The sequence below is a fragment of the Pseudomonas sp. IT-P176 genome (assembly GCF_949767245.1).
Lineage (GTDB): Bacteria > Pseudomonadota > Gammaproteobacteria > Pseudomonadales > Pseudomonadaceae > Aquipseudomonas.
Genome location: NZ_CATKPN010000068.1, coordinates 284,717 through 308,595, shown reverse-complemented (window position 1 = coordinate 308,595; position 23,879 = coordinate 284,717). Strand labels below are relative to the sequence as shown.

Here is a 23,879-nt window from a genome sequence, read left to right as displayed (position 1 = left end):
AGACTAGCGGGCATCCTTACCGTTCCCTGTTTTTTTACGCGCAGCGCCTGGCCTGCGTGTCTTGAGTATCCATGCCTGCTATCGAACATCCCCTGATCGACCAGTTTCTCGACGCCTTGTGGTTGGAAAAAGGCCTCGCGGACAATACACGCGACGCCTACCGCAGTGATCTGGCGCTGTTCAACGGCTGGCTTGCGGAGCAGGGGCTGGAGTTGCTCAACGCCGGTCGCGAGTTGATCCTCGACCACCTGGCCTGGCGCCTGGAGCAGAATTACAAGCCACGCTCCACCGCACGATTTCTCTCGGGTGTGCGTGGGTTTTATCGTTATTTGCTGCGCGAAAAGCTGATCAGCGTCGACCCAACGCTGCGGGTCGACATGCCGCAATTGGGTCGGCCGTTGCCTAAATCCTTGTCGGAAGCTGACGTTGAGGCCTTGCTGGCGGCGCCGGATCTCAGTGAGGCGATCGGCCAGCGGGATCGGGCGATGCTCGAGGTGCTGTACGCCTGCGGTCTGCGGGTCACCGAACTGATCAGCCTGACCCTGGAGCAGGTCAACCTGCGCCAGGGTGTGCTGCGGGTCATGGGCAAGGGCAGCAAGGAGCGCTTGGTGCCGATGGGGGAGGAAGCGATCGTCTGGATCGAACGCTATATGCGTGATGCCCGTGGCGAGCTATTGGGCGGGCGGCCCAGTGATGTGCTGTTCCCCAGCCTGCGTGGCGAGCAGATGACCCGCCAGACGTTCTGGCACCGGATCAAGCACCAGGCCAAGGTCGCCGGTATCGGCAAGTCCCTGTCGCCCCACACCTTGCGCCACGCCTTCGCCACCCATTTGCTCAACCATGGCGCCGACCTGCGGGTGGTGCAGATGTTGCTCGGCCATAGCGACCTGTCGACCACCCAGATCTACACCCACGTGGCCCGCGCTCGCCTGCAGGACCTGCATGCCAAGCACCATCCAAGAGGTTGAATCGAACTGTTACGGGGTTGCGGTGCATTCATCAGCCACAGTCGGCCATAGGGGCCTTATGTGATAGGCTTTGCCGGTTTGCACGATGGACGGTTATGACCCGGTGTTCCGGCACGGGCGTTCTAGTCGATCCATTTGTCCGCCTTCAGGAGTTCTCATGCGTCTGACCCAGATTTTCACCGCCGCAGCCATTGCGTTGGTCAGCACTTTCGCCGTCGCCGATGATGCGGCTGACAAAGCCATCCGCAAGAGCCTGGAAACCCTCCAGCTCGACACGCCGATCGAAACCATCAGCGCCAGTCCGCTGGCCGGTCTTTACGAAGTCAAGCTCAAGGGCAGCCGCGTGCTGTACGCCAGCGCCGACGGTCAATACATCGTCCAGGGCTATCTGTTTCAGCTCAAGGACGGCAAGCCGGTCAACCTGACCGAGAAAACCGAGCGCCTGGGCGTTGCCAAGCTGGTCAACGGCATCCCGGTCGCTGAGACCGTGGTCTACCCGGCCATTGGCGAAACCAAGACCCATATCACCGTATTCACCGACACCACCTGCCCGTATTGCCACAAATTGCACGCCGAAGTGCCGGCCTTGAACAAAATGGGGGTCGAAGTGCGGTATGTTGCTTTCCCACGCCAGGGCCTCGGCTCGCCGGGTGATGAGCAACTGCAGAACGTGTGGTGCTCCACCGACAAGAAAGCGGCCATGGACAAGATGGTCGATGGCAAGGAAATCAAGGCCGCCAAGTGCGCCAACCCGGTTTCCAAGCAGTTCGCCCTCGGTCAGTCGATCGGGGTGAACGGCACGCCGGCCATCGTTTTGGCTGATGGCCAGGTGATTCCGGGCTACCAGCCGGCGCCACAAGTCGCCAAACTGGCGTTGGGTGCGAAATAATCCTGTGTCGTCACGGTAAGCCTTTGACGATCATGGAGCGACGACAGCGGTCGGCGCTCCATTAATAGAGAGCCACACAGGTTGTGGCTGTTTTTCACGGCCGACCTTGTGTCGGCCGTTTTATGGGGAGTTCAAAGTGAATCCGGTCAAAGTAGGCATCTGTGGGTTAGGTACCGTCGGTGGCGGCACCCTCAACGTACTTCAGCGCAACGCCGAGGAAATTGCTCGGCGTGCCGGGCGTGGAATCGAAGTGGCACAAATTGCCACGCGCACGCCAAAGCCTCAGTTCCAGACGACCGGCATTACGATTACCAACGATGTCTTCGAAGTGGCCACGAACCCTGAGATCGACATCGTCATAGAGCTGATGGGCGGCTATACCGTTGCCCGCGAGCTGGTACTCAAAGCGATCGAAAACGGAAAACATGTAGTCACCGCGAACAAGGCGCTGATCGCCGTTCACGGTAACGAGATCTTCGCCAAGGCGCGCGAGAAAGGCGTGATCGTGGCATTTGAAGCGGCGGTAGCCGGTGGGATCCCGGTGATCAAGGCGATTCGCGAAGGCCTGTCGGCCAACCGGATCAACTGGGTCGCGGGGATCATCAACGGCACCGGCAACTTCATCCTCACCGAAATGCGCGAGAAGGGCCGTACTTTCGACGACGTGCTCGTTGAGGCCCAGGCCCTGGGTTACGCCGAAGCCGATCCGACGTTCGACGTCGAAGGCATCGATGCGGCGCACAAGCTGACCATCCTGGCGTCCATTGCGTTCGGCATCCCGCTGCAATTCGACAAGGCCTACACCGAGGGCATCACCCAGCTGACCACCGCTGACGTGAACTACGCCGAAGCCCTGGGCTACCGGATCAAGCACCTGGGTGTGGCTCGCAGCACCTCCCGCGGCATCGAGCTGCGCGTGCACCCGACCCTGATCCCGGCGGACCGCCTGCTGGCCAACGTCAACGGGGTGATGAACGCAGTGATGGTCAACGGCGATGCTGCCGGTTCGACCCTGTTCTACGGCGCTGGCGCCGGCATGGAGCCAACCGCTTCGTCGGTGATCGCCGACCTGGTGGATGTGGTTCGCGCCATGACCAGCGACCCGGAGAACCGCGTCCCGCACCTGGCCTTCCAGCCGGACTCGCTGTCGGCCCACCCGATCCTGCCGATCGAAGCCTGCGAGAGCGCCTACTACCTGCGCATCCAGGCCAAGGACCATCCGGGCGTGCTGGCCCAGGTGGCGAGCATTCTGTCGGAGCGGGGCATCAACATCGAATCGATCATGCAAAAGGAAGTCGAAGAACACGACGGCCTGGTGCCCATGATCCTGCTGACGCACCGTGTGCTGGAACAGCACATGAACGACGCCATCACGGCCCTCGAAGCGTTGCAAGGTGTGGACGGTCCGGTGGTACGGATCCGTGTCGAACATTTGAATTAATTCAGCGGCAAGCGGCGTAGCGTGGTGCTTGCCGCTTGAAGCCCAAACCGAAGGTTTGCCCCTATGCGTTATATCAGTACTCGCGGCCAGGCACCGGCCCTGAATTTCGAAGACGTGCTGCTGGCGGGCCTGGCCAGCGACGGCGGCCTGTATGTGCCGGAAAACCTGCCGCGTTTCACCCAGGAAGAAATAGCTTCCTGGGCCGGCCTGCCGTACCACGAACTGGCGTTCCGGGTGATGCGCCCGTTTGTTGCCGGCAGCATTCCGGATGCCGATTTCAAGAAGATTCTTGAAGCCACTTATGGCGCGTTTTCCCACAGTGCAGTAGCACCTTTGCGTCAGCTCAACGGCAACGAATGGGTGCTGGAGCTGTTCCACGGCCCGACCCTGGCGTTCAAGGACTTTGCCCTGCAACTGCTCGGCCGCCTGCTTGACTACGTGCTGCAAAAGCGTGGCGAGCGTGTGGTCATCGTCGGTGCTACATCGGGCGATACCGGTTCGGCGGCGATCGAAGGCTGCAAACACTGCGAAAACGTCGACATCTTCATCCTGCACCCGCACAACCGGGTCTCGGAAGTCCAGCGTCGGCAGATGACCACGCTGTTTGGCGACAACATCCATAACATCGCCATCGAAGGCAACTTCGATGACTGCCAGGAAATGGTCAAGGCCAGCTTCGCCGACCAGAGCTTCCTCAAGGGCACGCGCCTGGTTGCGGTGAACTCGATCAACTGGGCGCGGATCATGGCCCAGATCGTCTACTACTTCCACGCTGCCCTGCAGTTGGGCGGCCCGGCGCGTTCGGTGTCGTTCTCGGTGCCGACCGGCAACTTCGGCGATATTTTCGCTGGTTACCTGGCACGCAACATGGGGCTGCCGATCAACCAGTTGATCGTCGCCACCAACCGCAACGACATCCTGCACCGCTTCATGAGCGGCAATCAGTACGTCAAGGAAACCCTGCACGCGACCCTGTCGCCGTCGATGGACATCATGGTTTCCTCGAACTTCGAACGCCTGTTGTTCGACCTGCACGGTCGCAACGGCGCGGCAATCGCCGGCTTGATGGACAACTTCAAGCAGGGCGGCGGTTTCAGCGTCGAACAGGAGCGTTGGAGCGAAGCGCGCAAGCTCTTCGATTCCCTGGCCGTGGACGATGTACAGACCTGCGAGACCATCGCCGAAGTGTTTGCCCAGACCGGCGAACTGCTCGATCCGCACACCGCCATCGGCGTCAAGGCGGCCCGTGAGTGCCGTCGCAGCCTGGATATCCCGATGGTGATTCTTGGCACGGCGCACCCGGTCAAGTTCCCCGAGGCCGTTGAAAAAGCCGGCGTAGGAAAAGCGCTTGAACTGCCTGCCCATCTTTCCGACTTGTTTGAGCGAGATGAGCGTTGCACCGTTTTGCCAAATGACCTGAAAGCGGTACAGGCCTTTGTCAGTCAGCATGGCAACCGCGGCAAGCCACTCTGATCGGTAAAAACCTGACACATTTGAAGCCCGTCTCCTGACGGGCTTTCTTATTTCTGCATGTCACACTGCGGCCCCTCAAGGATGGGTGAGTGGAAGTGAAGGACATGGGCATGCAGCTTTTGAGACGGGTGACGCCAGCCTTGCGTTGGCTGGTTTTTTTCAGCGTGCTGATGCTGGGCCGGGAAGGGCTGGCGATGGCGCCGAACGCCTCGCCAGCGCAGCGCGTGGCGACGACCAGGCCGCTGGTGCTGAGCCCGCAGGAGCGGGAGTGGATCGCCCGCCACCCGCAGGTGATCGTCGCTTCGGTGCAGTATCCGTTGTACCTGTTCAAGGATGAGCAGGGGCAGTGGACTGGCCTGAGCAACGATATCCTGCTGCGACTCTCGCGGATGACGGGCTTGCAGTTTGTCCATCAGGAGTCGTTCTCCACCGAGCATCTGCTGGGCCTGCTGGAAAGTGGGCAGGCGGACATGAGCAGCACCCTGGTGGTGAACGATGAGCGCAAGGGCTTCCTCGACTTCAGCCACGCCTTTGGCGGGTCGGGCTGGGTCTTCGTCGAGCTGGCCGCAGGCGAACCTGTGCAGTCGCTGGAGGCGCTCTCAGGCAAGGTCCTGGCACTACCGGCCCGGCATGCCCTGGAAGCCGGTATCCGGCGCGACTACCCACAGATCCAGTTGCGCACGGTGAAAACCTACGCCGAGGCGCGTGCCCTGGTGGAGAGCGGCGAAGCCCACGCCACCATCGAGAACGAAAATGGCGCCTATCAGTTTCCGGCGGGGCGACTGGCCATCGGTATGAGCGTCGAGGGCCACTGGGTCACCGACCATCTGGCCGTGCGCAAGGGCCAGCCGCAACTGTTGAGCATCCTCAACAAGGCTCTCGAGGCATTTCCTCCTGCCGAATTGCGCGCGATCCGCGTCAAGTGGCTCAGTGGCGTGGTGCCCATGCAGCCGCCATCACCGTGGCAACGGTTGATTGAATGGGCGTGCTGGGGGGGAGTGCTCGCGGGTGTGTTCGGCCTGATCTCGGTGTTGTGGAATCGCCGGCTCAATTGCCAGGTCGAGCGCCGAGTCAGGGCCGAAGAGGCGTTGGACGATCAGTTGGCGTTCGAACAATGCCTGATCAACGCCATGCCCGATCCGGTGTTCGTCAGGGATCTGGAGGGGCGCTTGATCCAGTGCAACAAGAGCTATGAAGAGTACCTGTCGACGCGCTTTGACCGAGTCCAGGGCAAACGCCTGACCGAGGTCGATACGCTGCCGGCCGCCACGGGCCAGTTGCTGCACGCTGAGTTCATGGCGCAACTGGGCAGCCGCAAAGGCCGTTTTATCGAACGTCAGCTGACGTTCAACAACGGCACGCGGGAGATTTACCAGTGGACGGTGCCGTTCTATAGCGCCAAGGGCGTGTTGCGTGGCGTGCTTGGCGGCTGGACCGCGCCCCGTGGGCCGCGCCACCAGGAGCCGCGCTGAGGTTTGGCGGGGTGTTTTTATCCTGTCATCTTTTCCCGGCATGCTCTGCCAACTAGGGTGTTGCGATATGCCTTCAGTCGAGATCTAGAACTTTCTTCTCGGGCCAGTGGTCATTTACAGTGAACGCGCCTTGGCACTTTGTTTCGGACTATTGAGTGGTGATCGAGATGGAAAGTATCAGCCTATTGTTGGGTGAAGCACTGAGCCCGTACCAGGTAACGCTGACCCCGTCGGGTGTTTCTGGAGAGTGCCTGGTGACCTTGAAGAATGCCGTGGGCGCGATTGTGGTCGAGCGTGAGTTCAGTCAGGCGCAACTGCGCGACAAGCGCCAGCTCACCGACGTGGTCGACGGCTTGCATCGTGATGTGCTGATTGCTGAAGGGCGGCTGCAGCCCTGTGTAATTGCGGCCTTGCGCAATGCCGCGCAAGACAAGCCGACAACGCTGGGCCACTGATTGAGTTTTTTCGGGAACCTTCCCGACATCCCGTAAGTCAGACCCTGTACCAACAAGAGCAAGCATTGTGCTCCGGTGCTTGTCGCTTGTGGTACGGGTCCTTGTTGACCACGTTTAACCCCGAGTCGTCTCCCCACTTCTCGGGGTTTCTTTTGTCTGGCGTTTGATCAGGGGGTCTGGTCCTGGAAAAAACGTCGGGCGTCCTCCAGGTATTCGTTGCGCATCTGCGGGTCGAGCCATTGCGCGTAAAACTCGATCAAGCGATTGTCCCGCAGCTTGAGCACCGTGGCGTTGATCGCCTTGATGGCTTGGCGCCCCTGGGCTGTATCCGAACAGGCGATATGGATCGACTGATACTTGTCCGCGCCACGAATCCCATAGAACTCCAGCTCCTCGGGCGCGATGCCCTGTTGCTGTGCCTGATAGCGAATTTCTGGCCAGTAGCCCAGCAACGCCATCAGGCGCCCCGCACGTTGCATCTGCAGGAGGCTGCCCAGGGCGTCGTTGCCGTAGTGGGCCGACAGGCTGTTGCCGGGAGCCTGCTGCAGGATGCGATCGACCATCTGCCCGTAACTGCGTTCGGCGACCACGCCAAGCTTGCTGTTGTCGCGCGCCAGCAGTAACTCCAGGTCAACCTGGTTGTCGATGATGTAGGGCGCCAGCGCGCCACGGTCCTTGTGGCGGATGGTGATGCCGTTACTGCGGATGCGAAACGCCGGGATCGAATAGGCGAGGCGTTTTGCCCGCTGCGGGTTCCACACCAGCGATGGGTCGCAGGTGAAGCTTGGTTCCAGGAGCATTTGCATGGCGCGCGCGCGATTGACCCGCATCAGGCTGTGCTGGTACTCGGGCATGCTGGCGATCAACAGCGGCATGAACTGGTCGACCGCTCCCTGGTTTTTCTGCGCTCCCTCGAAAATCGTCAGCGGCGGCAAATCGCGCAGCAGCCAGACCAGGGTGTCCTTGTCATTGGCCGCGGCCGGCATCACCGCAAGGCCAGCCAGGGCCGCACCAACCAGCGCCAGACGCTGTTGTCGGCCGAACAGCCGGCCCAGTGCGGACAGCCTGTTCAGCTTAGATCGCCCCATCTTCACGCAGGCGCGTGATCTGTGCCGCGTCATAGCCCAGCGCACCCAGCACCTGGGCGTTGTGTTCGCCCAGTTCAGCCCCCACCCACTCGCAACTGCCGGGTGTTTGCGAGAGTTTTGGCACGATGCCCGGCATCTTGAACTCCTTGCCGTCGGGCAGCTTGGCCTGGAGGAACATCTCCCGGGCGAGGAATTGCGGGTCGCTGAACATGTCTTCGGCGCTGAAGATACGACTGGCAGGCACCTCGGCGGCGTTCAGGCGCTCGATCACGGTATCCAGCGGTAGCGAGCTGACCCACCGATCAATCACTCCGTACAGCTCGTCACGTCGGCTGTCGCGCCCATCGTTGCTGGCCAGGGCCGGGTCGCAGGCCAGGTCGTCGCGGCCGATGGTCTGCATGAAGCGCTTGAAGATTGCGTCGCCATTAGCGCCGATCTGCACATGTTTGCCGTCGGCGCTAGTGTGGATGGAGGAGGGTGTGATGCCGGGCATGATGTTGCCGGTGCGCTCGCGGATGAAGCCGAACACATCGAACTCCGGCACCATACTTTCCATCATGGCGAAGATCGCTTCATACAGCGCCACGTCCACCACTTGCCCCTGGCCCCCATTGACTTCGCGATGGCGCAGAGCCATGAGCGCGCCGATTACCCCCCACAACGCGGCAATCGAGTCACCGATGGAAATCCCGGTGCGTACCGGTGGACGGTCCTCGAAGCCGGTGATGTAGCGCAAGCCGCCCATGGACTCACCTACCGCACCAAAGCCGGGCTGGTCTTTCATCGGGCCGGTCTGGCCGAAGCCGGACAAACGCACCATCACCAGTTTTGGGTTCAGGGCATGCAGCACATCCCAACCCAGGCCGAGCTTCTCCAGCACCCCGGGGCGGAAGTTTTCGATGAGGATGTCGGCTTCACCCAGCAGCTTTTTCAGAATGGCCAGGCCATCGGGGTGCTTGAGGTTGAGGGTCAGGGACTTCTTGTTGCGTGCCTGGACAAACCACCACAGCGAGGTGCCCTCGTAGAGTTTGCGCCACTTGCGTAACGGGTCACCGCCATCCGGAGATTCGATCTTGGTCACATCGGCGCCGAATTCGGCACAGATGCGTGAGGCAAATGGCCCGGCGATCAAGGTGCCGAGCTCGATGACTTTCAGGCCGGAAAGCGGTTTGGCGGTAAGCGGCATGGGCGATCCTGTAGGACAAAAGCGGAGTCAATGCAGCCTTTTATCATAGCCAGGCGCTCATCGCCCAAGCTTGATGGTCGTGATGATTCGTTGAATAGCCCCGGCATCGGTTAGACTTGCCGCCTTTCCTCGTATCAAGAAGCCCGTTCATGGCCCAGCCGTCCACGACCTACAAGTTTGAACTGAACCTTACCGACCTCGACCGCAGCGTGTACGAGAACGTCAAGCAGACCATCGCCCGTCACCCTTCGGAAACCGAAGAGCGCATGACCGTGCGGCTGCTGGCCTATGCCTTCTGGTACAACGAGCAATTGTCTTTTGGTCGCGGGTTGTCGGACGTGGACGAACCGGCGCTGTGGGAAAAGAGCCTGGACGATCGCGTTCTGCACTGGATCGAAGTCGGCCAGCCAGACGCTGACCGCCTGACCTGGTGCTCGCGTCGCACCGAGCGCACCAGCCTGCTGGCCTACGGCAGCCTGCGAGTCTGGGAAGGCAAAGTGATACCGGCGATCAGGAACCTGAAAAACGTCAACATCGCGGCGGTGCCCCAGGAAGTCCTGGAAACCCTGGCCAAGGACATGCCCCGCGTCATCAAGTGGGACGTGATGATCAGCGAGGGCACGATCTTCGTTACCGACGACCGTGGCCAGCATGAAGTCCAGCTGCAATGGCTGGCGGGCGAGCGCGGCTAAGGCCTGTTGCCGATCTGGGAGCAGTAGCCTGTAGTCCCGCCGCATTTAACCTGTGAATTTAAGAGAAACCACTGTCATCCCATGCGCATAGAACCTCGCCAGCTTCCCGCCACCCTGCCATTTCTCGGTGATCTGCCGCCGCTGCTGACCCGCTTGTACGCGGCGCGCGGGGTGCAGTCGGAAGCTGAGCTGGACAAGAGTCTGGCGCGCTTGATCCCGTTTCAGCAGCTCAAGGGGATCGACGCCGCGGTGGACCTGCTGGTGGTGGCGCTGGAGCAGCGCCAGCGGATCCTGATCGTCGGCGATTTCGATGCCGACGGCGCGACGGCGAGTACGGTCGGGGTGCTGGGGTTGCGCCTGCTGGGGGCGGCCCATGTCGATTACCTGGTGCCGAACCGTTTTGAGTACGGCTACGGCCTGACCCCGGAAATCGTCGAGGTGGCGTTGACCCGCACCCCGCAATTACTGATCACCGTGGACAACGGTATTTCCAGCGTCGAAGGCGTGGCAGCGGCCAAAAAGGCCGGGCTCCAGGTACTGGTCACCGACCACCACTTGCCGGGTGATGAACTGCCGCTGGCCGATGCCATCGTCAATCCGAACCAGCCGGGCTGCGACTTTCCGAGCAAGGCGCTGGCCGGTGTCGGAGTGATTTTCTACGTGCTGATGGCGTTGCGTGCACGCTTGCGCAGCCTGGGTTGGTACGCCAGCACGGCGCAACCGAACATCGGCGAGTTGCTGGATCTGGTGGCGCTAGGCAGTGTGGCCGACGTGGTACCCCTGGATGCCAACAACCGGATCCTGGTGCACCAGGGCCTGGAACGGATTCGCGCCGGGCGCGCGCGGCCGGGGATCAAGGCAATCCTCGAAGTGGCCAAGCGTGACCACGCGCGGATTACCTCCACCGACCTGGGCTTCATCCTCGGCCCGCGCCTGAACGCGGCGGGGCGCCTGGACGACATGAGCCTGGGCATCGAGTGCCTGCTCACCGACAACGTCGAGCTGGCGCGGGAAATGGCCGCGCAACTGGACGGCATGAACCAGGACCGTAAATCCATCGAGCAGGGCATGCAGCGTGAAGCGCTGGCCCAGCTCAAGGACCTGCCCGTGGAGTCGATGCCATTCGGCTTGTGCCTGTTTGATCCGGAGTGGCACCAAGGGGTGATCGGCATCCTCGCGTCGCGGATGAAAGAACGTTATTTCCGTCCCACCATCGCGTTTGCCGATGCGGGCGACGGCATGCTCAAAGGTTCCGGGCGGTCGGTGCAGGGATTCCACATTCGCGACGCCTTGAGCGTGGTGGCGGCGCAGCACCCGGACCTGATCAGCAAGTACGGTGGTCACGCCATGGCCGCGGGCCTGACTTTGCCGCAAGCGAACTTTGCGCTGTTCGCCGAGGCGTTCGACGCCGAAGTGCGTCGTCAGTTGCGTGAAGAAGACCTGACCGGCCGTCTGCTGTCGGACGGCACCCTGGCTGTTGAAGAGTTTCACCTGGAACTGGCCCGCGCCTTACGCCACGCCGGCCCATGGGGGCAGCACTTCCCGGAGCCGCTGTTTCATGGTGTGTTCCAGTTGGTCGAGCAGCGGGTGGTGGGTGAACGGCACCTCAAAGTGGTCCTGAAAAGCGAATGCGGTTCGGTCAAGCTCGACGGCATCGCCTTTGGTATCGATCGCGAAGTGTGGCCGAACCCGACCATCCGCTGGGTCGAACTGGCCTACAAGCTCGATGTGAACGAGTTCCGTGGCCAGGAAACCGTGCAGTTGATGATTGCCCATATCGAACCGCGTTAAACCCTGCTGGCTGCGCCGATGTCGACTAGGCTCTAAGCACTGCTTGATTGGCCTTGTGACGTATCGTCCATTTTTTGCCCGCGGGGGCGGGTGCTGCATCCTTTCCTGTCACTCGTCGACTATTCAAACAGAACCCTGGAGCCTGCCCACTGATTCGAGAGGTGCCCCATGAGTCTGCTGCTTGAACCCTATACCCTTCGTCAATTGACCCTGCTCAACCGCATCGCCGTGTCGCCGATGTGCCAATACTCCAGCGTCGATGGACTGGCCAATGACTGGCACCTCGTGCACCTCGGCAGCCGCGCCGTGGGCGGGGCCGGCCTGGTGTTCACCGAAGCCACCGCCGTGACTGCCGATGGTCGCATCACCGCCCAGGACCTGGGCCTGTGGAACGACGCGCAGATCGAACCGCTGCAACGCATCACCCGTTTCATTACCGCCCAAGGGGCGGTGGCCGGCATCCAGTTGGCGCACGCCGGACGCAAGGCCAGCACTCATCGGCCATGGTTGGGCAAGCACGGCAGCGTCAAGCCGGCCGATGGTGGCTGGACGCCGGTAGGCCCTTCGCCGATAGCCTTCGATCCGGAACACAGCCAGCCCACCCAACTGAGCGAATCGCAGATCAGCGAGGTCATCCAGGCCTTTGTCGAGGCCGCTAAACGCGCCCTGGAGGCAGGTTTCAAGGTGGTCGAGGTGCACGCAGCCCACGGTTACCTGCTGCATCAGTTTCTTTCGCCCCTGAGTAACCAGCGGCGCGACCAGTATGGGGGGTCGTTCGAAAACCGCATTCGCCTGGTGCTGCAAGTGACCGAGGCGGTGCGTGCCGTATGGCCAGAGGAATTGCCGTTGTTCGTGCGGGTATCGGCCACTGACTGGGTCGAGGACGGCTGGAATCCGGACGAAACCGTGGAGCTGGCGCGGCGCCTGAAAGCCTTGGGGGTCGACCTGATCGATGTGTCCTCGGGCGGAACCGCGGCAAATGCCGAGATCCCCACAGGACCGGGTTATCAGACGCGATTTGCCGAACGGGTACGCAAGGAGTCCGGGATCGCCACCGGCACCGTAGGCCTGATTACCGAACCGGCCCAGGCCGAGCACATTTTGCGTACCTGCCAGGCCGACATCATCCTGCTGGCCCGTGAACTGCTGCGTGACCCTTACTGGCCGCTGCACGCTGACGACGACCTGGGCGGACGCAAGGCGATATGGCCGTCACAGTACCAACGGGCAACCCACCGCGATCAGCCGATCCATGAGTCGGATCTACGCGATTGATCGATTTGTAGGGGGGTAGGGGCAGGCTTGCCAACCTGCCCCTTGTAGGATCGTTCAAACGTTATTGCATGGCCTTTTACGCAGCAGGCCAATCCGGATAGTTGCGCTTGTCCGGCGCCGGCGGGAAGTACTGGTACAGCCAGGTCTCGCTCAGTGTCCGGTCCTGGGTGCGGATGAACAGACGCAGCTCTACCGGCTCCACGCTGTCGGTGGTGGGGAACCAGTCGAAGGTGATCCGGTAGCCCTTGATGTCATCGAGCACCAGCACGTTGAAATCCTTGACCTCACCGTTCGACGCGGTCACCACCGGCTCGATGCCAGTGCCCGGTGGCAGGCGATCCAGACCGCCGCCGTTGAAGTCGACGGCAAAGCGCCGCGCCCAGACCTTCGGATAATGCTCACCCGGGGCCCAGCCTTCGGTGAACCCGCCCATGCCCGATCGGGTGGCGTTAACCCGTGCCAGTGGCGTACCGACGGGCGGCAGGGCGCTCCAGTAGAGCTTGTAGCCATAGTTCAGGGAGTCGCCAGCCGCCACCGGCTTTTTCGGCGTCCAGAAGGCCACGATGTTGTCCAGGGTTTCGCCCGTGGTAGGGATTTCCAGCAGGTCGATGGAGCCTTCGCCCCAAGCGGTGGTTGGTTCGACCCACAGACTTGGACGCTTGCTGTACCAGTCGACGGTGTCTTGATAGCTGGCAAATTCGTGGTCGGTCTGGACCAGGCCGAAACCTTTCGGGTCCTTGTCGGCGAAGGCGTTGAACTGCAGGGTCGCCGGATTGTTCAGCGGACGGCAGATCCACTCGCCGTTGCCGCGCCACATGGCGAGGCGGTCCGAGTCGTGGATTTGCGGGTGAATGGTGTCGCACATGCGCCGCTCATGGGTGCCGCAACTGAACATGCTGGTCATCGGCGCAATGCCCAATTGTTCAATGGCGGTGCGGGCGTTGACGTGGGCATCGACGGCCATCACTACCTGATTGGCCTGGCAATCGATGTCGAAGCGATAGGCCCCGGTGGCGCTCGGTGAATCGAGCAGGGCATAGACCACAAACCGAGTGCTGTCCTTGTCCGGGGTTTCGAACCAGAACTTGGTGAAGTCGGGGAATTCTTCGCGTTTTTTCGCGTAGGTGTCGATAGCCAGGCCGCGGGCCGACAAGCCGTACTGGCCGGTGTTGTCCACCGCGCGGAAGTAGCTGGCGCCGAGGAACGACACCACGTCGTGCCGGTCCAGTTCCGGGGCCTTGAACAGCTTGAACCCGGAGAACCCCAGGTCACCCTTCAGTTGTGCTGTATCGACTTTGGAGTTCTGGTAGTTGAACAGTGCCGGGCGGAAGTGCACTTCCCGCGCCTGCCGGGTTTTCGGGTCGACGCTGTACATGCGCACCGGCTGCTTGAAGCCCATGCCGACATGGAAGAACTGCACGTCGAGCTGGCCATTCAGTTCATTCCACAGGGAATGTTTGGCGTCGTATTGAATGGCATTGAAGTTCTGCGGCGTCATGCTGGCCAATGTCGGCGGCAGCACCTGCTTGGTGTCGGCGTAGCGGGTGCTGGCCAGTTGTTTGGCCTGCACCTTCAGCGCCTCGAAATCGAAGGCTTGCGCCTCACCATCAGCCGTGCCGGCCCAGGCACGGGCGGCCAGCAGTCCGGTGGCCGAGAGGCCGGTGTAGGCGGCGATGGCCATGGAGGCCTTGAGCAAATTCCTGCGGTGCATAGGACAACCTGTCTTGGACGATCCCGCGGCGTTCCTGGCTGCGTTACGGATCAGAAATAGAGGTTCGGACAAACCTTCGGCCAAACGCATGGGAGTTTAAACAGATGCCAAACAAGTTAAAGGGTTCGAAATAACTCGCAAACTGATTGCCTTGCACTTTGCGCAAAACTGCGGCGGGTCAGGTCGTGGACGGGGTTCAACGTCTGTCCGATGCAGTGTTTAAAATAAGCGTTTTTATTTTTTTGACTAATTACTCTAAAAATACCTCGCAACGGATTTTTTGTTTCTATTCTTAGGTTCATTACCGGCCCTTGCCCAGGGGTTGGCGCAGGTTGGAGCAACAGCAGGGCGATGGAGTAATCAGGGTTTCATCACATGCAGAGGGACATCGTCCATGGCTAAAGCGCAAGGCATCATCGGTTGGCTGGGTTTGTTTGCAGGCATGAACTTTTCGCGGCGGTCACGCCGGTTGAGTTCAGAGGAAATAAAACTGCTGGAGCGTTATCGCGAGCTCTCGGAGAGTGACCGGATTGCCATGCGCTATCTGGTGGATGCAATGCGCAGTGTGTCGCGGTTCTGAAGAAGGGGGTAGGACTCTCCCCTGGTAGTTGCAGGGGAGAGCATCATCACCACTGCTGGTGACGCTCGGTTCGCTGATGCAGGATCCGCAGAACCTGGACCTGGCCCAGGGCCAGGCGATAGGGCACGACGAAGGGTATTTGATTCAGCACCAGTTCGCGCACATCCGGTACCTGTGACGGACGGCCCGAGCCGGGAAAACGTTGCAGTTGTTCAAGCCTGTCGAAGATGTCGGCCACTACATCGTCGGCGCCGGCCACTCCAACCAGGCCACTGTAATGTTCATGAATGGCCTGCAGATCACTTTCAGCTTTTTCGGTCAGTGCGACTCTCGGCACGGTTCGCCCACTTAGCCTTGACGGCGTCCAGTTCGGTCAGTTTGCCAGCGTCGGCATCGGCAATGCCTTCGCTGATGGCTTGCAGATGCCAGGACTCGGCTTCCACATAACGAACCAGTGCACGCTTGAGATGGTACTGCCTGTCACGATCGGTCGCGGCAGCCAGTTGATCCAGCTGCTGGGCCAGGACCTCTTCGACTCGAAAAGACAAAACGGGCGAAGCCATGGGGCTCTCCTGTAGAGGTTGTATACGCTGTAAACAAGGTATACACCCTAGGCTTCGCTCGTGCCTCAGTCAACCGTCGGTGCGTGCGCCGGTCGTCGTTAACCTTAGCGGGGCAGGTGCCAGGGGGCTGCCGGTAAGTATGACCAGATGTCTTGCCCGTCCAGTGCTTGTTGGACCTTAGCCCACTTCTCCTACCGCCCTGTACGCCTCATCGATGGCGGCATGGGCATAAGCACTCCAGGCTGCGTCGGAATTGGCGATGCTGACCTTGCCCACTGGCTGACGCGCCAGGTTCATCAGTTTTTCACTCTCGTCGGAATCGTCGTACAGGCTATTGGAGAAGTACGCGTAGCCATGTGACCAGCGGTTGACGGTGATGGCCAGGATGTCGGTCTGGTGGTTGAAGCCACCCGGGCCGAGCATGCGTTGCAGCTGATCGCGCAGTTGGGCTTCGAGGACCTCGAAGGTCTGTCCGTACAGTCGACCTCGACCGGCACGGGCCTGGTCGCGGGCGTTCATGCCGCTGTTGGGGCTGGTGGGCACATAGACCATGTGCAGGCCAATTGGCTGTGTCGGGTCCTTGGGGTGATCGTAGCCGCCCATGCTCACCGGGTAGTCGAGCTTGATCCGGCTGTAGGGCTGGGTCGCGGCATAGATTTCGTGGACCCCCAGTTTCTGGAACGATTGCCAGTTGCGGATCACCACTTTGGTGTACACCAGCGGGAATTTCACGTTCTGGCTCAGGGCGTGGGATTGTTCGGCCGAGAGGTCGCGCAGCAAGTAGGGAATCATCATGTTGTAGCAGGCCATGATGCAGTGTTTGCCACGCACCTGGCTCAGTTGTCCGCCACGGCTGTAACCGATGTTCACCCCGTTGCCGATGTTGCGCACGCTGACTGCAGTGCTGTTGAGGCGAATGCGCACCGGGGTTTTCGCCTGGTCGAGTTTGCTGTAGTCGAACGGTGCCAGGACGATATCGTCCATGGTGTGACCGGGGGCCACTGCCGGGATCAGGCTGCGCACCAGCAGGCGGGCCAGCGAGGCGTTGCCGTCGGGGAAGTGGTAGATGTAGGGCTCTTCCATTTCCGCCTGGGCTTCTTCGCTGATCGGCTCCAGGTTCATCGCCGAGAAGCCTGGGAAACCGACGTTGTAGGCGTCATACGCTGCCACGGCATCGATGCTCAGGGCCATGAAGTCGTTGGTGCGGCTCTGGAAATACTTCACCGCCTGTTCCGAAAGGCCGACGTCCTTGAGCAGGAAGTCGCGATAGCTGGTGCGCTCCAGGTGGGCGGTTTTGTCTTCGGTGGATTGGCCTGCCAGGTAGTCCGTGGGGGCGCTGTGCACCGCGATCAGTGCTTCACGGTCGGCCTGTGGCAGTGGGAAGTCGTTGATGAAGTCTTCAATGCTGCGGGCGTGCAACTGGTCCGGGGCGATATCGTCGGCCACCATCGGGGTTGGGTCGCCGGTCACCAGTTTGTCTTCGCCGAAGTTTTCCTTGTCGAAGAACACCGCGCGTGACAGGCCCAAGCCAGGATAGAACTGGCGATCGAAAGCACTTTCAAAGCGCTTGATGTCGACCCCGAGTTTCTTCAGCAGGCCATTCACTTCCTTGCTGTAGAGGTGGCTGGGCGACTGGAAGGCTTCACTGCCGCCATAGCCGAGGATCATCCGTCCGCCGGCGGAGAACTCGTTGCGCTTGGCGTGGCCTCCGAAGTCGTCGTGGTTTTCCAGGATCAGGATGCGTGCCTTGGGATGTTTTTCGCGGTAGAACCAGGCGGCGGACAACCCGCTCAGGCCTCCGCCGACCACCACCAGGTCGTACTCTTCGCTGATCGGCAGTGGGTCGGTGTCGAAGACTTTTTTCTCCCAGCCCATCTGGTGCGCCAGTTCGAACGAGCCGACGTGGCTGCCGCGCAGGCCGGTGAGGGCGGGTGGGTAGTAGCGGCCATCAGGGGCGGCCTGGAGCAGTTGCAGCGGGGTCATTCCGGCGGCAATGCTGATGGCGACACCGTTGAGGAAGTCGCGGCGGGTGATATCCATGTTCAATCCTTGGTGGTTTTTTAGTCGCCCCGACCCGCGTGCAGGGGGCAGGGCGTTGTCGTTACCGGCTGACTTTCCAGGCATCGCCTGCTGGGGCGGTGCCATGGTCATAGGGTTTGCCGAGCCACATGTAGAGCAGGCCCAGGCCAATGACGATGGCCGTGCTCAGCACCATCGCGTAGTTGACGTACCACGGCGCATCCGGCGTGCGTGGCCAAGCCATGTTGATGATTGCCCCGACACCATAGACCAGCGCGCCGATGTTCACGGGCAGGCCCCAGGCCCCGAGGGTGAACTTGCCGCTGGGTTTCCAGCCGCGAGCGCGGGCGTAGAGCGCCGCGAGCACGATCATCTGGAATGCCAGGTAGATCCCGATGGCAGCGAAGCTGACGATGGTGGCGACGGCGTCCTGTAGGAAAAAGCCCAGGGCGATGATCAACGCCGGCAGGATACCGGAGACGAACAAGGCGGCAACCGGAACCTGGGTGTTCGGCGAAATCCGCTTGAGTAGGCCGCTGCCGATGACCATTTCGTCACGCGCGTAGGAGTACAGAAGACGGCTGGCCGCCGCTTGTAGGCTGATCACGCAGGAGATGAAGGAAATCATCACCACGCCCATCACCACCTTTGAGCCGACCGGGCCGAACGCGTTGTTGAGGATGGTGGTGACCGGGTCTTTATCGGTGCCATTGATCACCGCTTGCATGTCCGGCACCGCCAGGATCAGGGCCAGGCAGGCAAACATCGCGGCAATGCCGCCGATGTAGATGGTCATGCGCATGGCCACCGGAATTTTCTTGCTCGGGTTGGGGGTTTCTTCGGCCACATCGCCACAGGCTTCGAAGCCGTAGTACAGGAACATCCCGGCCAGGGAGGCGGTCAGGAACGCCGGCAGGTAGGAGCCATCGACGCTGATGTCGAAGGTGTTGAACAGCACGCTGAGGGGTTGATGACGCTCGAACAGCAACAGATAGACACCGACGATGACCGCGCCGATCAGTTCACAGAGGAAACCGAACATGGCAATGCGCGCCAGCACCTTGGTGCCGCTGAGGTTGACCAGGGTGGCGAACAGCGTCAGTACCAGGGCAATGATGATGTTGGTGTTGTTGTTCGGTTCAAAGCCGAGCATGGCCGCCAGGTACGGGCCGGCGCCGACCGCGACGGCAGCGATGGTCACGCACAGGGCAATGGAGTAGATCCAGCCCACCATCCACGCCCAGCGCTTGCCCACCAGGCGTCGGGCCCACGGGTAGACGCCGCCGGAGATCGGGAACTGCGAGACCACTTCGCCGAAGATCAGGCACACCAGCATCTGGCCGCAGCCCACCAGCAGGTAGGCCCAGAACATCGGTGGGCCACCGGCGGCCAGGCACAGGCCGAAGAGGGTATAGACCCCGACGACCGGAGACAGGTAGGTGAAGCCCAGGGCGAAGTTTTCCCACAGGCTCATGCTGCGATTGAAATTGGAGGTGTACCCCAGTTTACGTAGCTGCTCGGCATCGCTGTCAGCGACGGCGGGAGAGTGTTCGGGTAATGCACTCATGGCGTGGATGCTCCGGAAAATCGGCAGATTTCGGATGGCCGAAACCGTGGCGGGGCCTTGAGGGCGCCGCCAGGATCGGTGGTTATTGTTTTTGTCTTCTTTGGTTTGGAGCCTGGTGGTGCGGACTGCCGGTTTCTGCCTTGAAACCGAGGTGACGCCATCGCCAGCAGGCTGGCTCCCACAGTTTGAAATGCGTTTCCCTGTGGGAGCCAGCCTGCTGGTGAGGCGTTTAGTGCTTGAACATCACATGCCGCACGGTGGTGTAGTCCTCGAGCCCATACATGGACATGTCCTTGCCATACCCGGACAGTTTCTGACCGCCATGGGGCATTTCGCTGACCAGCATGAAGTGGGTATTCACCCAGGTGCAGCCATATTGCAAACGCGCGGCGAGACGGTGGGCACGGCCTACGTCAGCGGTCCACAGCGACGACGCCAGGCCGTAGTCCGAATCGTTGGCCCAGCCCAGTACCTGAGCCTCATCGTTGAAACGAGTCACCGAGACCACTGGGCCGAACACTTCACGCCGGACGATTTCATCGTCCTGCTGGGCGTCGGCCAGTACCGTTGGCTCGAAGAAGAAACCCTCGCCTTCCACGGCCTTGCCGCCGGTGATCAAGCGAATGTGCGGTTGCGCCACGGCGCGCTCTACAAAACCGGCGACGCGGTCGCGATGCTGGGCGGTGATCAGCGGGCCCAGTTCGGTGGCGGGATCATCCTGCAGGCCGTATTTGATGCTGCTGACCGCGGCCCCCAGTTTCTCCACGAACTGCTCGTAGATACCGGCCTGGGCATAGATGCGGCAGGCAGCGGTGCAGTCTTGGCCGGCGTTGTAGAAACCGAAGGTGCGGATGCCTTCCACGGCCGCGTCGATGTCGGCGTCGTCGAAGATGATCACCGGCGCCTTGCCGCCCAGTTCCATGTGCATGCGTTTGACGCTGTCAGCGGTGCTGGAAATGATGTTCGAGCCGGTGGCGATCGAGCCGGTCAGCGACACCATGCGCACTTTCGGATGAGTGACCAGCGGGCTACCCACCGTCGGCCCACGACCGAACACCAGGTTGAGCACGCCAGCCGGAAAAATCTCCGACGCCAGCTCGGCCAGGCGCAAGGCGGTCAGCGGGGTCTGTTCCGACGGCTTGAGCACCACGGTATTGCCGGCCGCCAGGGCTGGAGCGATTTTCCAGGCGACCATCATCAGCGGGTAGTTCCACGGCGCAATGGAGGCAATCACGCCGACTGGATCGCGGCGGATCATCGAGGTGTGGCCCGGCAGGTATTCACCCCCGGCCATGCCGCTCATGCAACGGCTGGCGCCGGCGAAGAAGCGGAACACATCGGCAATCGCCGGGATCTCATCGTTCAACGCCGCACTCAGCGGTTTGCCGCAGTTATCCGATTCCAGCTTGGCCAGTTCTTCGCCGTGGGCTTCGATGGCGTCGGCCAGCTTGAGCAGCAGCAGCGAGCGGTCCTTGGGCGGGGTCTGCGACCAACTGTCGAAGGCCGCATCGGCGGCGCGTACGGCGGCGTCGACCTGGGCTTCGCTGGCTTCGTTGATCTGCACCAGCACACGGCCCAGCGACGGGTTGAAGACGGCCTGGGCCGGGCCTTCGCCCTCCACCAGTTGGCCGTTGATCAGCAGTTTGGTTTGCATGTTCATGTCCTCTTTGGCGCTTTTATTGTTCTGTAGAAACCGGATCACTGTAGGAGCGAGCCTGCTCGCGAAGAACGTCAGAGCACCGCGTTCATCCAGGCAGCACTCGTCATCGTTAACGTTTTTCGCGAGCAGGCTCGCTCCTACAGGAGATGTTGGTCGTCAGTTACTTCCCACCACTGCCCGCCACGCTTTCACCGCCGCGTGTCAGGTAGTAGGCACCGAGAATCGGCAGCATGGTCACGATCATCACCAGCATCGCCACCACGTTGGTCACAGGCACGTCCCGTGGGCGGCTCAGTTGATTGAGCAGCCACAGCGGCAAGGTGCGTTCATGGCCGGCGGTGAAGGTGGTGACGATGATTTCGTCGAACGACAGGGCAAACGCCAGCATGCCGCCGGCCAGCAACGCCGAGCCGAGGTTCGGCAGGATGATGTAGCGGAAGGTCTGCCAGCCATCGGCGCCCAGGTCCATCGAGGCCTCGATCAGGCTGTGGGAGGTGCGGCGCAGGCGGGCGATGACGTTGTTGTAGACGATCACCACACAGAAGGTCGCGTGACCGACGATGATGGTGAACATACCTGGCTCGATGCCCAGGGATTTGAAAGTCGCCAACAAGGCAATCCCGGTGATGATCCCCGGCAGGGCAATCGGCAGGATCAGCATCAACGAGATGCCTTGCTTGCCGAAGAAGTCGCGCCGGTACAGCGCCGCCGAGGCCAGGGTGCCGAGGACCATGGCAATCAGGGTCGCGATGGCGGCGATCTGGGCCGACAGCTTGATGGCTTCCAGGACGTCAGGTCGCGAGAACGCAACGCCGATCCACTTCAGGGTGAAACCCTTGGGCGGAAAACTGAACGCTGCGTCTTCGGTGTTGAAGGCGTACAGGAAGATGATCAGGATCGGGAAGTGCAGGAACACCAACCCGCCCCAGGCCGCGATGCGCAGACCTAAAGAAGCTTTCTCAGAGTGCATCGAAGGCCCCCAGGCGTTTGACGATGGATAGGTAGATGGCGATCAGCACGATCGGCACCAGGGTGAAAGCCGCGGCCATCGGCATGTTGCCGATCGCGCCTTGCTGGGCGTAGACCATGCTGCCGACGAAGTAACCCGGCGGGCCCACCAGTTGCGGCACGATGAAATCGCCCAGGGTCAGGGAGAAAGTGAAGATCGAACCCGCGGCGATGCCCGGGATCGACAGCGGCAGGATCACCTGCATGAAGGTCTGGCGCGGCTTGGCCCCGAGGTCGGCGGAGGCTTGCAGCAGGGACGGTGGCAGGCGCTCCAGCGAAGCCTGGATCGGCAGGATCATGAACGGCAGCCAGATGTACACGAACACCATGAAGCGGCCCAGGTGCGAGGTGGACAGGGTGCTGCCTCCGATCCCGGGAATCCCCAGCACGAATTGCAGCACCGGCTCCAGCCCCAGGTGCTGGACGAACCACTGTGCGACGCCGCCTTTGGCCAGCAGCAAGGTCCAGGCGTAGGCCTTGACGATGTAGCTGGCCCACATCGGCATCATCACCGCAATGTAGAAGAACGCCTTGGTCTTGCCGGTGGTGTAGCGCGCCATGTAGTAGGCAATCGGAAACGCCACGATGGCGCTGGCGATCGAGACCACGATGGCCATGCTCAGGGTGCGCAGGATGATGTCGAAGTTCGACGGCTGGAACAGCGCGGCGAAGTTGCCCAGGGTCAGGTCGGGGGTGACCGCCATGGTGAAGTCGTCAAAGGTGTAGAAGCCCTGCCATAACAGGGTCAGGAGCGAGCCGAGATAGATCGCGCCGAACCAGATCAGCGGCGGCACCAGCAACATCGACAGGTACAGATTGGGGCGGCGATACAGCAGGTTGGAGAACCGGCGCAGCGGCGAGCCCCCCGAAGGCGTTTGTGTCATGGTCACGGTGTTCATCTCACACCCCGCTCGTGACGGTGTCGTGCAGCGGGGTCATCGCCTCGCGGGCCCAGCGCGCGCTGATGCGTTGTCCGGTCTGGTGCTGGGCGCTGGTGTCCAGCCACTGGTTGTTGGCCTTGCTGATGTTCAGGGTCTGGCCGTTTTCCAGCTTCAACTCGTAACGGGTGGCGCTGCCCTGGTACTGGATGTCGTGCAGCAGGCCGCTGACTTCGATCTCATGGCTGGCCAGCGGGCCTTCGGCGAAACGCACGTGTTCCGGACGAATCGAGAAGGGCTGCGGGTTGCCGCTCAGTTGTTGCGCCAGGTCGCCACGGATCACGTTGGAGGTGCCGACGAATTCGGCGACGAAGGTGGTGGCCGGTTTCATGTACAGGTTGCGCGGGGTGTCGACCTGCTCGATGCGGCCCTTGTTGAACACCGCCACGCGGTCGGACATCGACAGGGCTTCGGTCTGGTCGTGGGTGACGAAAATGAAGGTGATGCCGAGCTGGCGCTGCAGTTTCTTCAGCTCGCTCTGCATTTGCTCACGCAGCTTCAGGTCCAGCGCCCCCAGGGGTTCGTCGAGCAACAGCACCCGTGGGCGATTGACCAGAGCGCGAGCCAGGGCCACACGCTGGCGCTGGCCGCCGGACAATTGCACCGGCTTGCGCTCGCCGTAGCCGCCCAGGGCCACCATGGCGAGGGATTCTTCGGCACGCTCCAGACGTTCCTTCTTGCCCACGCCCTTGACCTTCAGGCCGTAGGCGACGTTGTCGCGGACATTCATGTGGGGGAACAGGGCGTAATCCTGGAAAACGGTGTTGACGTCACGCTGATAGGGCGGCAGGCCGGCGGCTTCTTCGCCGTGGATGCGGATCGACCCCGCGCTCGGCTGTTCGAAGCCGGCGATCAGCCGCAGGCAGGTGGTTTTGCCCGAGCCGGAAGGGCCGAGCATGGAAAAGAACTCGCCGTCCTGGATGTCGATGGAAACCCGGTCTACGGCTTTCACTTCGCCGAATAGACGGGAAACGTTGGTGAACTGGACTGCAAGCGTCATGGTGCGGTGCTCCAAAAAGGCGCGGGCCGTCGCAGCGGCCCTGCCTGGACTTCTGAAAAATCTATCAATCGAAAATCAATTCTGCTTTTGGCAAAGCGATGGA

At 61.5% G+C, this 23,879-nt stretch carries 21 protein-coding genes; 10 read left to right on the top strand and 11 right to left on the bottom strand.

What is annotated here, in order from left to right:
• The first annotated feature begins 71 nt into the window (after positions 1-71).
• The 6 genes from xerD to ACM6IP_RS20575 all read left to right on the top strand — a co-directional run bounded on the left by xerD (position 72) and on the right by ACM6IP_RS20575 (position 6,698).
• Positions 72-968: a site-specific tyrosine recombinase XerD gene (xerD, locus tag ACM6IP_RS20600; RefSeq protein WP_095166649.1), complete on the top strand. Its 897-nt coding sequence runs from the start codon at positions 72-74 to the stop codon at positions 966-968.
• Positions 969-1,125: 157 nt separating this feature from the next.
• Positions 1,126-1,857 (top strand): DsbC family protein, encoded by a 732-nt coding sequence (locus ACM6IP_RS20595; RefSeq protein ID WP_095166651.1) that lies wholly within the window; start codon positions 1,126-1,128, stop codon positions 1,855-1,857.
• Positions 1,858-1,993: 136 nt separating this feature from the next.
• A complete protein-coding gene (locus ACM6IP_RS20590) occupies positions 1,994-3,298 on the top strand; it encodes a homoserine dehydrogenase (protein WP_159993963.1) in 1,305 nt (434 codons plus the stop codon).
• Between the two features lie 63 nt (positions 3,299-3,361).
• Positions 3,362-4,771 (top strand): threonine synthase, encoded by a 1,410-nt coding sequence (gene thrC / locus ACM6IP_RS20585; RefSeq protein ID WP_414862180.1) that lies wholly within the window; start codon positions 3,362-3,364, stop codon positions 4,769-4,771.
• Positions 4,772-4,881: 110 nt separating this feature from the next.
• Positions 4,882-6,243, top strand: a complete 1,362-nt coding sequence (locus ACM6IP_RS20580) for a transporter substrate-binding domain-containing protein (protein WP_414862179.1) — start codon at positions 4,882-4,884, stop codon at positions 6,241-6,243.
• A 167-nt stretch (positions 6,244-6,410) separates the two neighbouring features.
• Positions 6,411-6,698 (top strand): DUF3509 domain-containing protein, encoded by a 288-nt coding sequence (locus ACM6IP_RS20575; protein ID WP_095166656.1) that lies wholly within the window; start codon positions 6,411-6,413, stop codon positions 6,696-6,698.
• Positions 6,699-6,865: 167 nt separating this feature from the next.
• On the opposite strand, the gene ACM6IP_RS20570 is transcribed toward ACM6IP_RS20575, so the two are convergent.
• Both ACM6IP_RS20570 and ACM6IP_RS20565 read right to left on the bottom strand, forming a co-directional pair.
• A complete protein-coding gene (locus tag ACM6IP_RS20570) occupies positions 6,866-7,819 on the bottom strand; it encodes a TIGR02285 family protein (protein WP_401130113.1) in 954 nt (317 codons plus the stop codon).
• A complete protein-coding gene (locus ACM6IP_RS20565) occupies positions 7,773-8,972 on the bottom strand; it encodes a CaiB/BaiF CoA transferase family protein (protein ID WP_401130111.1) in 1,200 nt (399 codons plus the stop codon). The genes ACM6IP_RS20570 and ACM6IP_RS20565 overlap by 47 nt, the downstream gene beginning before the upstream one ends.
• Positions 8,973-9,121: 149 nt before the next feature.
• Here ACM6IP_RS20565 and ACM6IP_RS20560 point away from each other — a divergent pair, with 149 nt between their 5' ends.
• From ACM6IP_RS20560 to ACM6IP_RS20550, 3 genes are all read left to right on the top strand, one after another.
• Complete coding sequence (locus tag ACM6IP_RS20560) at positions 9,122-9,664, top strand: YaeQ family protein (protein WP_095166662.1); 543 nt, start codon at positions 9,122-9,124, stop codon at positions 9,662-9,664.
• An 81-nt stretch (positions 9,665-9,745) separates the two neighbouring features.
• Positions 9,746-11,455 (top strand): single-stranded-DNA-specific exonuclease RecJ, encoded by a 1,710-nt coding sequence (gene recJ, locus ACM6IP_RS20555; protein WP_401130109.1) that lies wholly within the window; start codon positions 9,746-9,748, stop codon positions 11,453-11,455.
• Positions 11,456-11,623: 168 nt separating this feature from the next.
• Complete coding sequence (locus ACM6IP_RS20550) at positions 11,624-12,730, top strand: NADH:flavin oxidoreductase/NADH oxidase (protein WP_095166665.1); 1,107 nt, start codon at positions 11,624-11,626, stop codon at positions 12,728-12,730.
• Positions 12,731-12,806: 76 nt separating this feature from the next.
• Here the strand turns inward: ACM6IP_RS20550 and ACM6IP_RS20545 are convergent, their stop codons facing one another.
• Positions 12,807-14,441, bottom strand: coding sequence for a glucan biosynthesis protein D (locus tag ACM6IP_RS20545; RefSeq protein WP_414862178.1), 1,635 nt, complete (start codon positions 14,439-14,441; stop codon positions 12,807-12,809).
• 394 nt (positions 14,442-14,835) lie between these two features.
• Between ACM6IP_RS20545 and ACM6IP_RS20540 the strand changes: the two genes are divergently transcribed.
• Positions 14,836-15,021 carry a hypothetical protein gene (locus ACM6IP_RS20540; RefSeq protein WP_159993973.1) on the top strand — a complete coding sequence of 62 codons (186 nt, stop codon included), beginning with the start codon at positions 14,836-14,838 and terminating at the stop codon, positions 15,019-15,021.
• Positions 15,022-15,067: 46 nt separating this feature from the next.
• Here ACM6IP_RS20540 and ACM6IP_RS20535 read toward each other — a convergent pair whose 3' ends face one another.
• The 8 genes from ACM6IP_RS20535 to ACM6IP_RS20500 all read right to left on the bottom strand — a co-directional run bounded on the left by ACM6IP_RS20535 (position 15,068) and on the right by ACM6IP_RS20500 (position 23,776).
• Positions 15,068-15,358: a type II toxin-antitoxin system RelE/ParE family toxin gene (locus tag ACM6IP_RS20535; protein WP_095166671.1), complete on the bottom strand. Its 291-nt coding sequence runs from the start codon at positions 15,356-15,358 to the stop codon at positions 15,068-15,070.
• Positions 15,327-15,584, bottom strand: coding sequence for a CopG family ribbon-helix-helix protein (locus ACM6IP_RS20530; RefSeq protein WP_095166673.1), 258 nt, complete (start codon positions 15,582-15,584; stop codon positions 15,327-15,329). Before ACM6IP_RS20530 ends, ACM6IP_RS20535 begins: the two co-directional genes overlap by 32 nt.
• 177 nt (positions 15,585-15,761) lie before the next feature.
• Complete coding sequence (locus ACM6IP_RS20525) at positions 15,762-17,624, bottom strand: NAD(P)-binding protein (RefSeq protein ID WP_414862177.1); 1,863 nt, start codon at positions 17,622-17,624, stop codon at positions 15,762-15,764.
• A 61-nt stretch (positions 17,625-17,685) separates the two neighbouring features.
• The gene (locus ACM6IP_RS20520) at positions 17,686-19,170 is read right to left on the bottom strand and encodes an APC family permease (RefSeq protein ID WP_159993977.1); all 1,485 of its coding nucleotides are present in this window, start codon (positions 19,168-19,170) and stop codon (positions 17,686-17,688) included.
• A 229-nt stretch (positions 19,171-19,399) separates the two neighbouring features.
• Positions 19,400-20,824, bottom strand: a complete 1,425-nt coding sequence (locus ACM6IP_RS20515; protein ID WP_095166679.1) for a gamma-aminobutyraldehyde dehydrogenase — start codon at positions 20,822-20,824, stop codon at positions 19,400-19,402.
• 166 nt (positions 20,825-20,990) lie between these two features.
• The gene (locus ACM6IP_RS20510) at positions 20,991-21,800 is read right to left on the bottom strand and encodes an ABC transporter permease (RefSeq protein ID WP_095166681.1); all 810 of its coding nucleotides are present in this window, start codon (positions 21,798-21,800) and stop codon (positions 20,991-20,993) included.
• Positions 21,790-22,737 (bottom strand): ABC transporter permease, encoded by a 948-nt coding sequence (locus ACM6IP_RS20505; RefSeq protein WP_095166683.1) that lies wholly within the window; start codon positions 22,735-22,737, stop codon positions 21,790-21,792. Before ACM6IP_RS20505 ends, ACM6IP_RS20510 begins: the two co-directional genes overlap by 11 nt.
• Position 22,738: 1 nt before the next feature.
• A complete protein-coding gene (locus ACM6IP_RS20500; RefSeq protein WP_095166685.1) occupies positions 22,739-23,776 on the bottom strand; it encodes an ABC transporter ATP-binding protein in 1,038 nt (345 codons plus the stop codon).
• Positions 23,777-23,879 lie beyond the last annotated feature (103 nt).

Bases quoted from the DNA above. Each gene is read 5' to 3' on its own strand.
- ACM6IP_RS20595 (WP_095166651.1), top strand. From the start codon at position 1,126: ATGCGTCTGACCCAGATTTTCACCGCCGCAGCCATTGCGTTGGTCAGC.
- ACM6IP_RS20520 (WP_159993977.1), bottom strand. From the start codon at position 19,170: ATGAGTGCATTACCCGAACACTCTCCCGCCGTCGCTGACAGCGATGCC.
- ACM6IP_RS20580 (WP_414862179.1), top strand. From the start codon at position 4,882: ATGCAGCTTTTGAGACGGGTGACGCCAGCCTTGCGTTGGCTGGTTTTT.
- recJ (WP_401130109.1), top strand. From the start codon at position 9,746: ATGCGCATAGAACCTCGCCAGCTTCCCGCCACCCTGCCATTTCTCGGT.
- ACM6IP_RS20550 (WP_095166665.1), top strand. From the start codon at position 11,624: ATGAGTCTGCTGCTTGAACCCTATACCCTTCGTCAATTGACCCTGCTC.
- ACM6IP_RS20575 (WP_095166656.1), top strand. From the start codon at position 6,411: ATGGAAAGTATCAGCCTATTGTTGGGTGAAGCACTGAGCCCGTACCAG.
- ACM6IP_RS20530 (WP_095166673.1), bottom strand. From the start codon at position 15,584: ATGGCTTCGCCCGTTTTGTCTTTTCGAGTCGAAGAGGTCCTGGCCCAG.
- ACM6IP_RS20560 (WP_095166662.1), top strand. From the start codon at position 9,122: ATGGCCCAGCCGTCCACGACCTACAAGTTTGAACTGAACCTTACCGAC.
- ACM6IP_RS20500 (WP_095166685.1), bottom strand. From the start codon at position 23,776: ATGACGCTTGCAGTCCAGTTCACCAACGTTTCCCGTCTATTCGGCGAA.
- ACM6IP_RS20505 (WP_095166683.1), bottom strand. From the start codon at position 22,737: ATGAACACCGTGACCATGACACAAACGCCTTCGGGGGGCTCGCCGCTG.
- ACM6IP_RS20540 (WP_159993973.1), top strand. From the start codon at position 14,836: ATGGCTAAAGCGCAAGGCATCATCGGTTGGCTGGGTTTGTTTGCAGGC.
- ACM6IP_RS20545 (WP_414862178.1), bottom strand. From the start codon at position 14,441: ATGCACCGCAGGAATTTGCTCAAGGCCTCCATGGCCATCGCCGCCTAC.
- thrC (WP_414862180.1), top strand. From the start codon at position 3,362: ATGCGTTATATCAGTACTCGCGGCCAGGCACCGGCCCTGAATTTCGAA.
- ACM6IP_RS20525 (WP_414862177.1), bottom strand. From the start codon at position 17,624: ATGGATATCACCCGCCGCGACTTCCTCAACGGTGTCGCCATCAGCATT.
- ACM6IP_RS20515 (WP_095166679.1), bottom strand. From the start codon at position 20,824: ATGCAAACCAAACTGCTGATCAACGGCCAACTGGTGGAGGGCGAAGGC.
- ACM6IP_RS20570 (WP_401130113.1), bottom strand. From the start codon at position 7,819: ATGACGCGGCACAGATCACGCGCCTGCGTGAAGATGGGGCGATCTAAG.
- ACM6IP_RS20510 (WP_095166681.1), bottom strand. From the start codon at position 21,800: ATGCACTCTGAGAAAGCTTCTTTAGGTCTGCGCATCGCGGCCTGGGGC.
- ACM6IP_RS20565 (WP_401130111.1), bottom strand. From the start codon at position 8,972: ATGCCGCTTACCGCCAAACCGCTTTCCGGCCTGAAAGTCATCGAGCTC.
- xerD (WP_095166649.1), top strand. From the start codon at position 72: ATGCCTGCTATCGAACATCCCCTGATCGACCAGTTTCTCGACGCCTTG.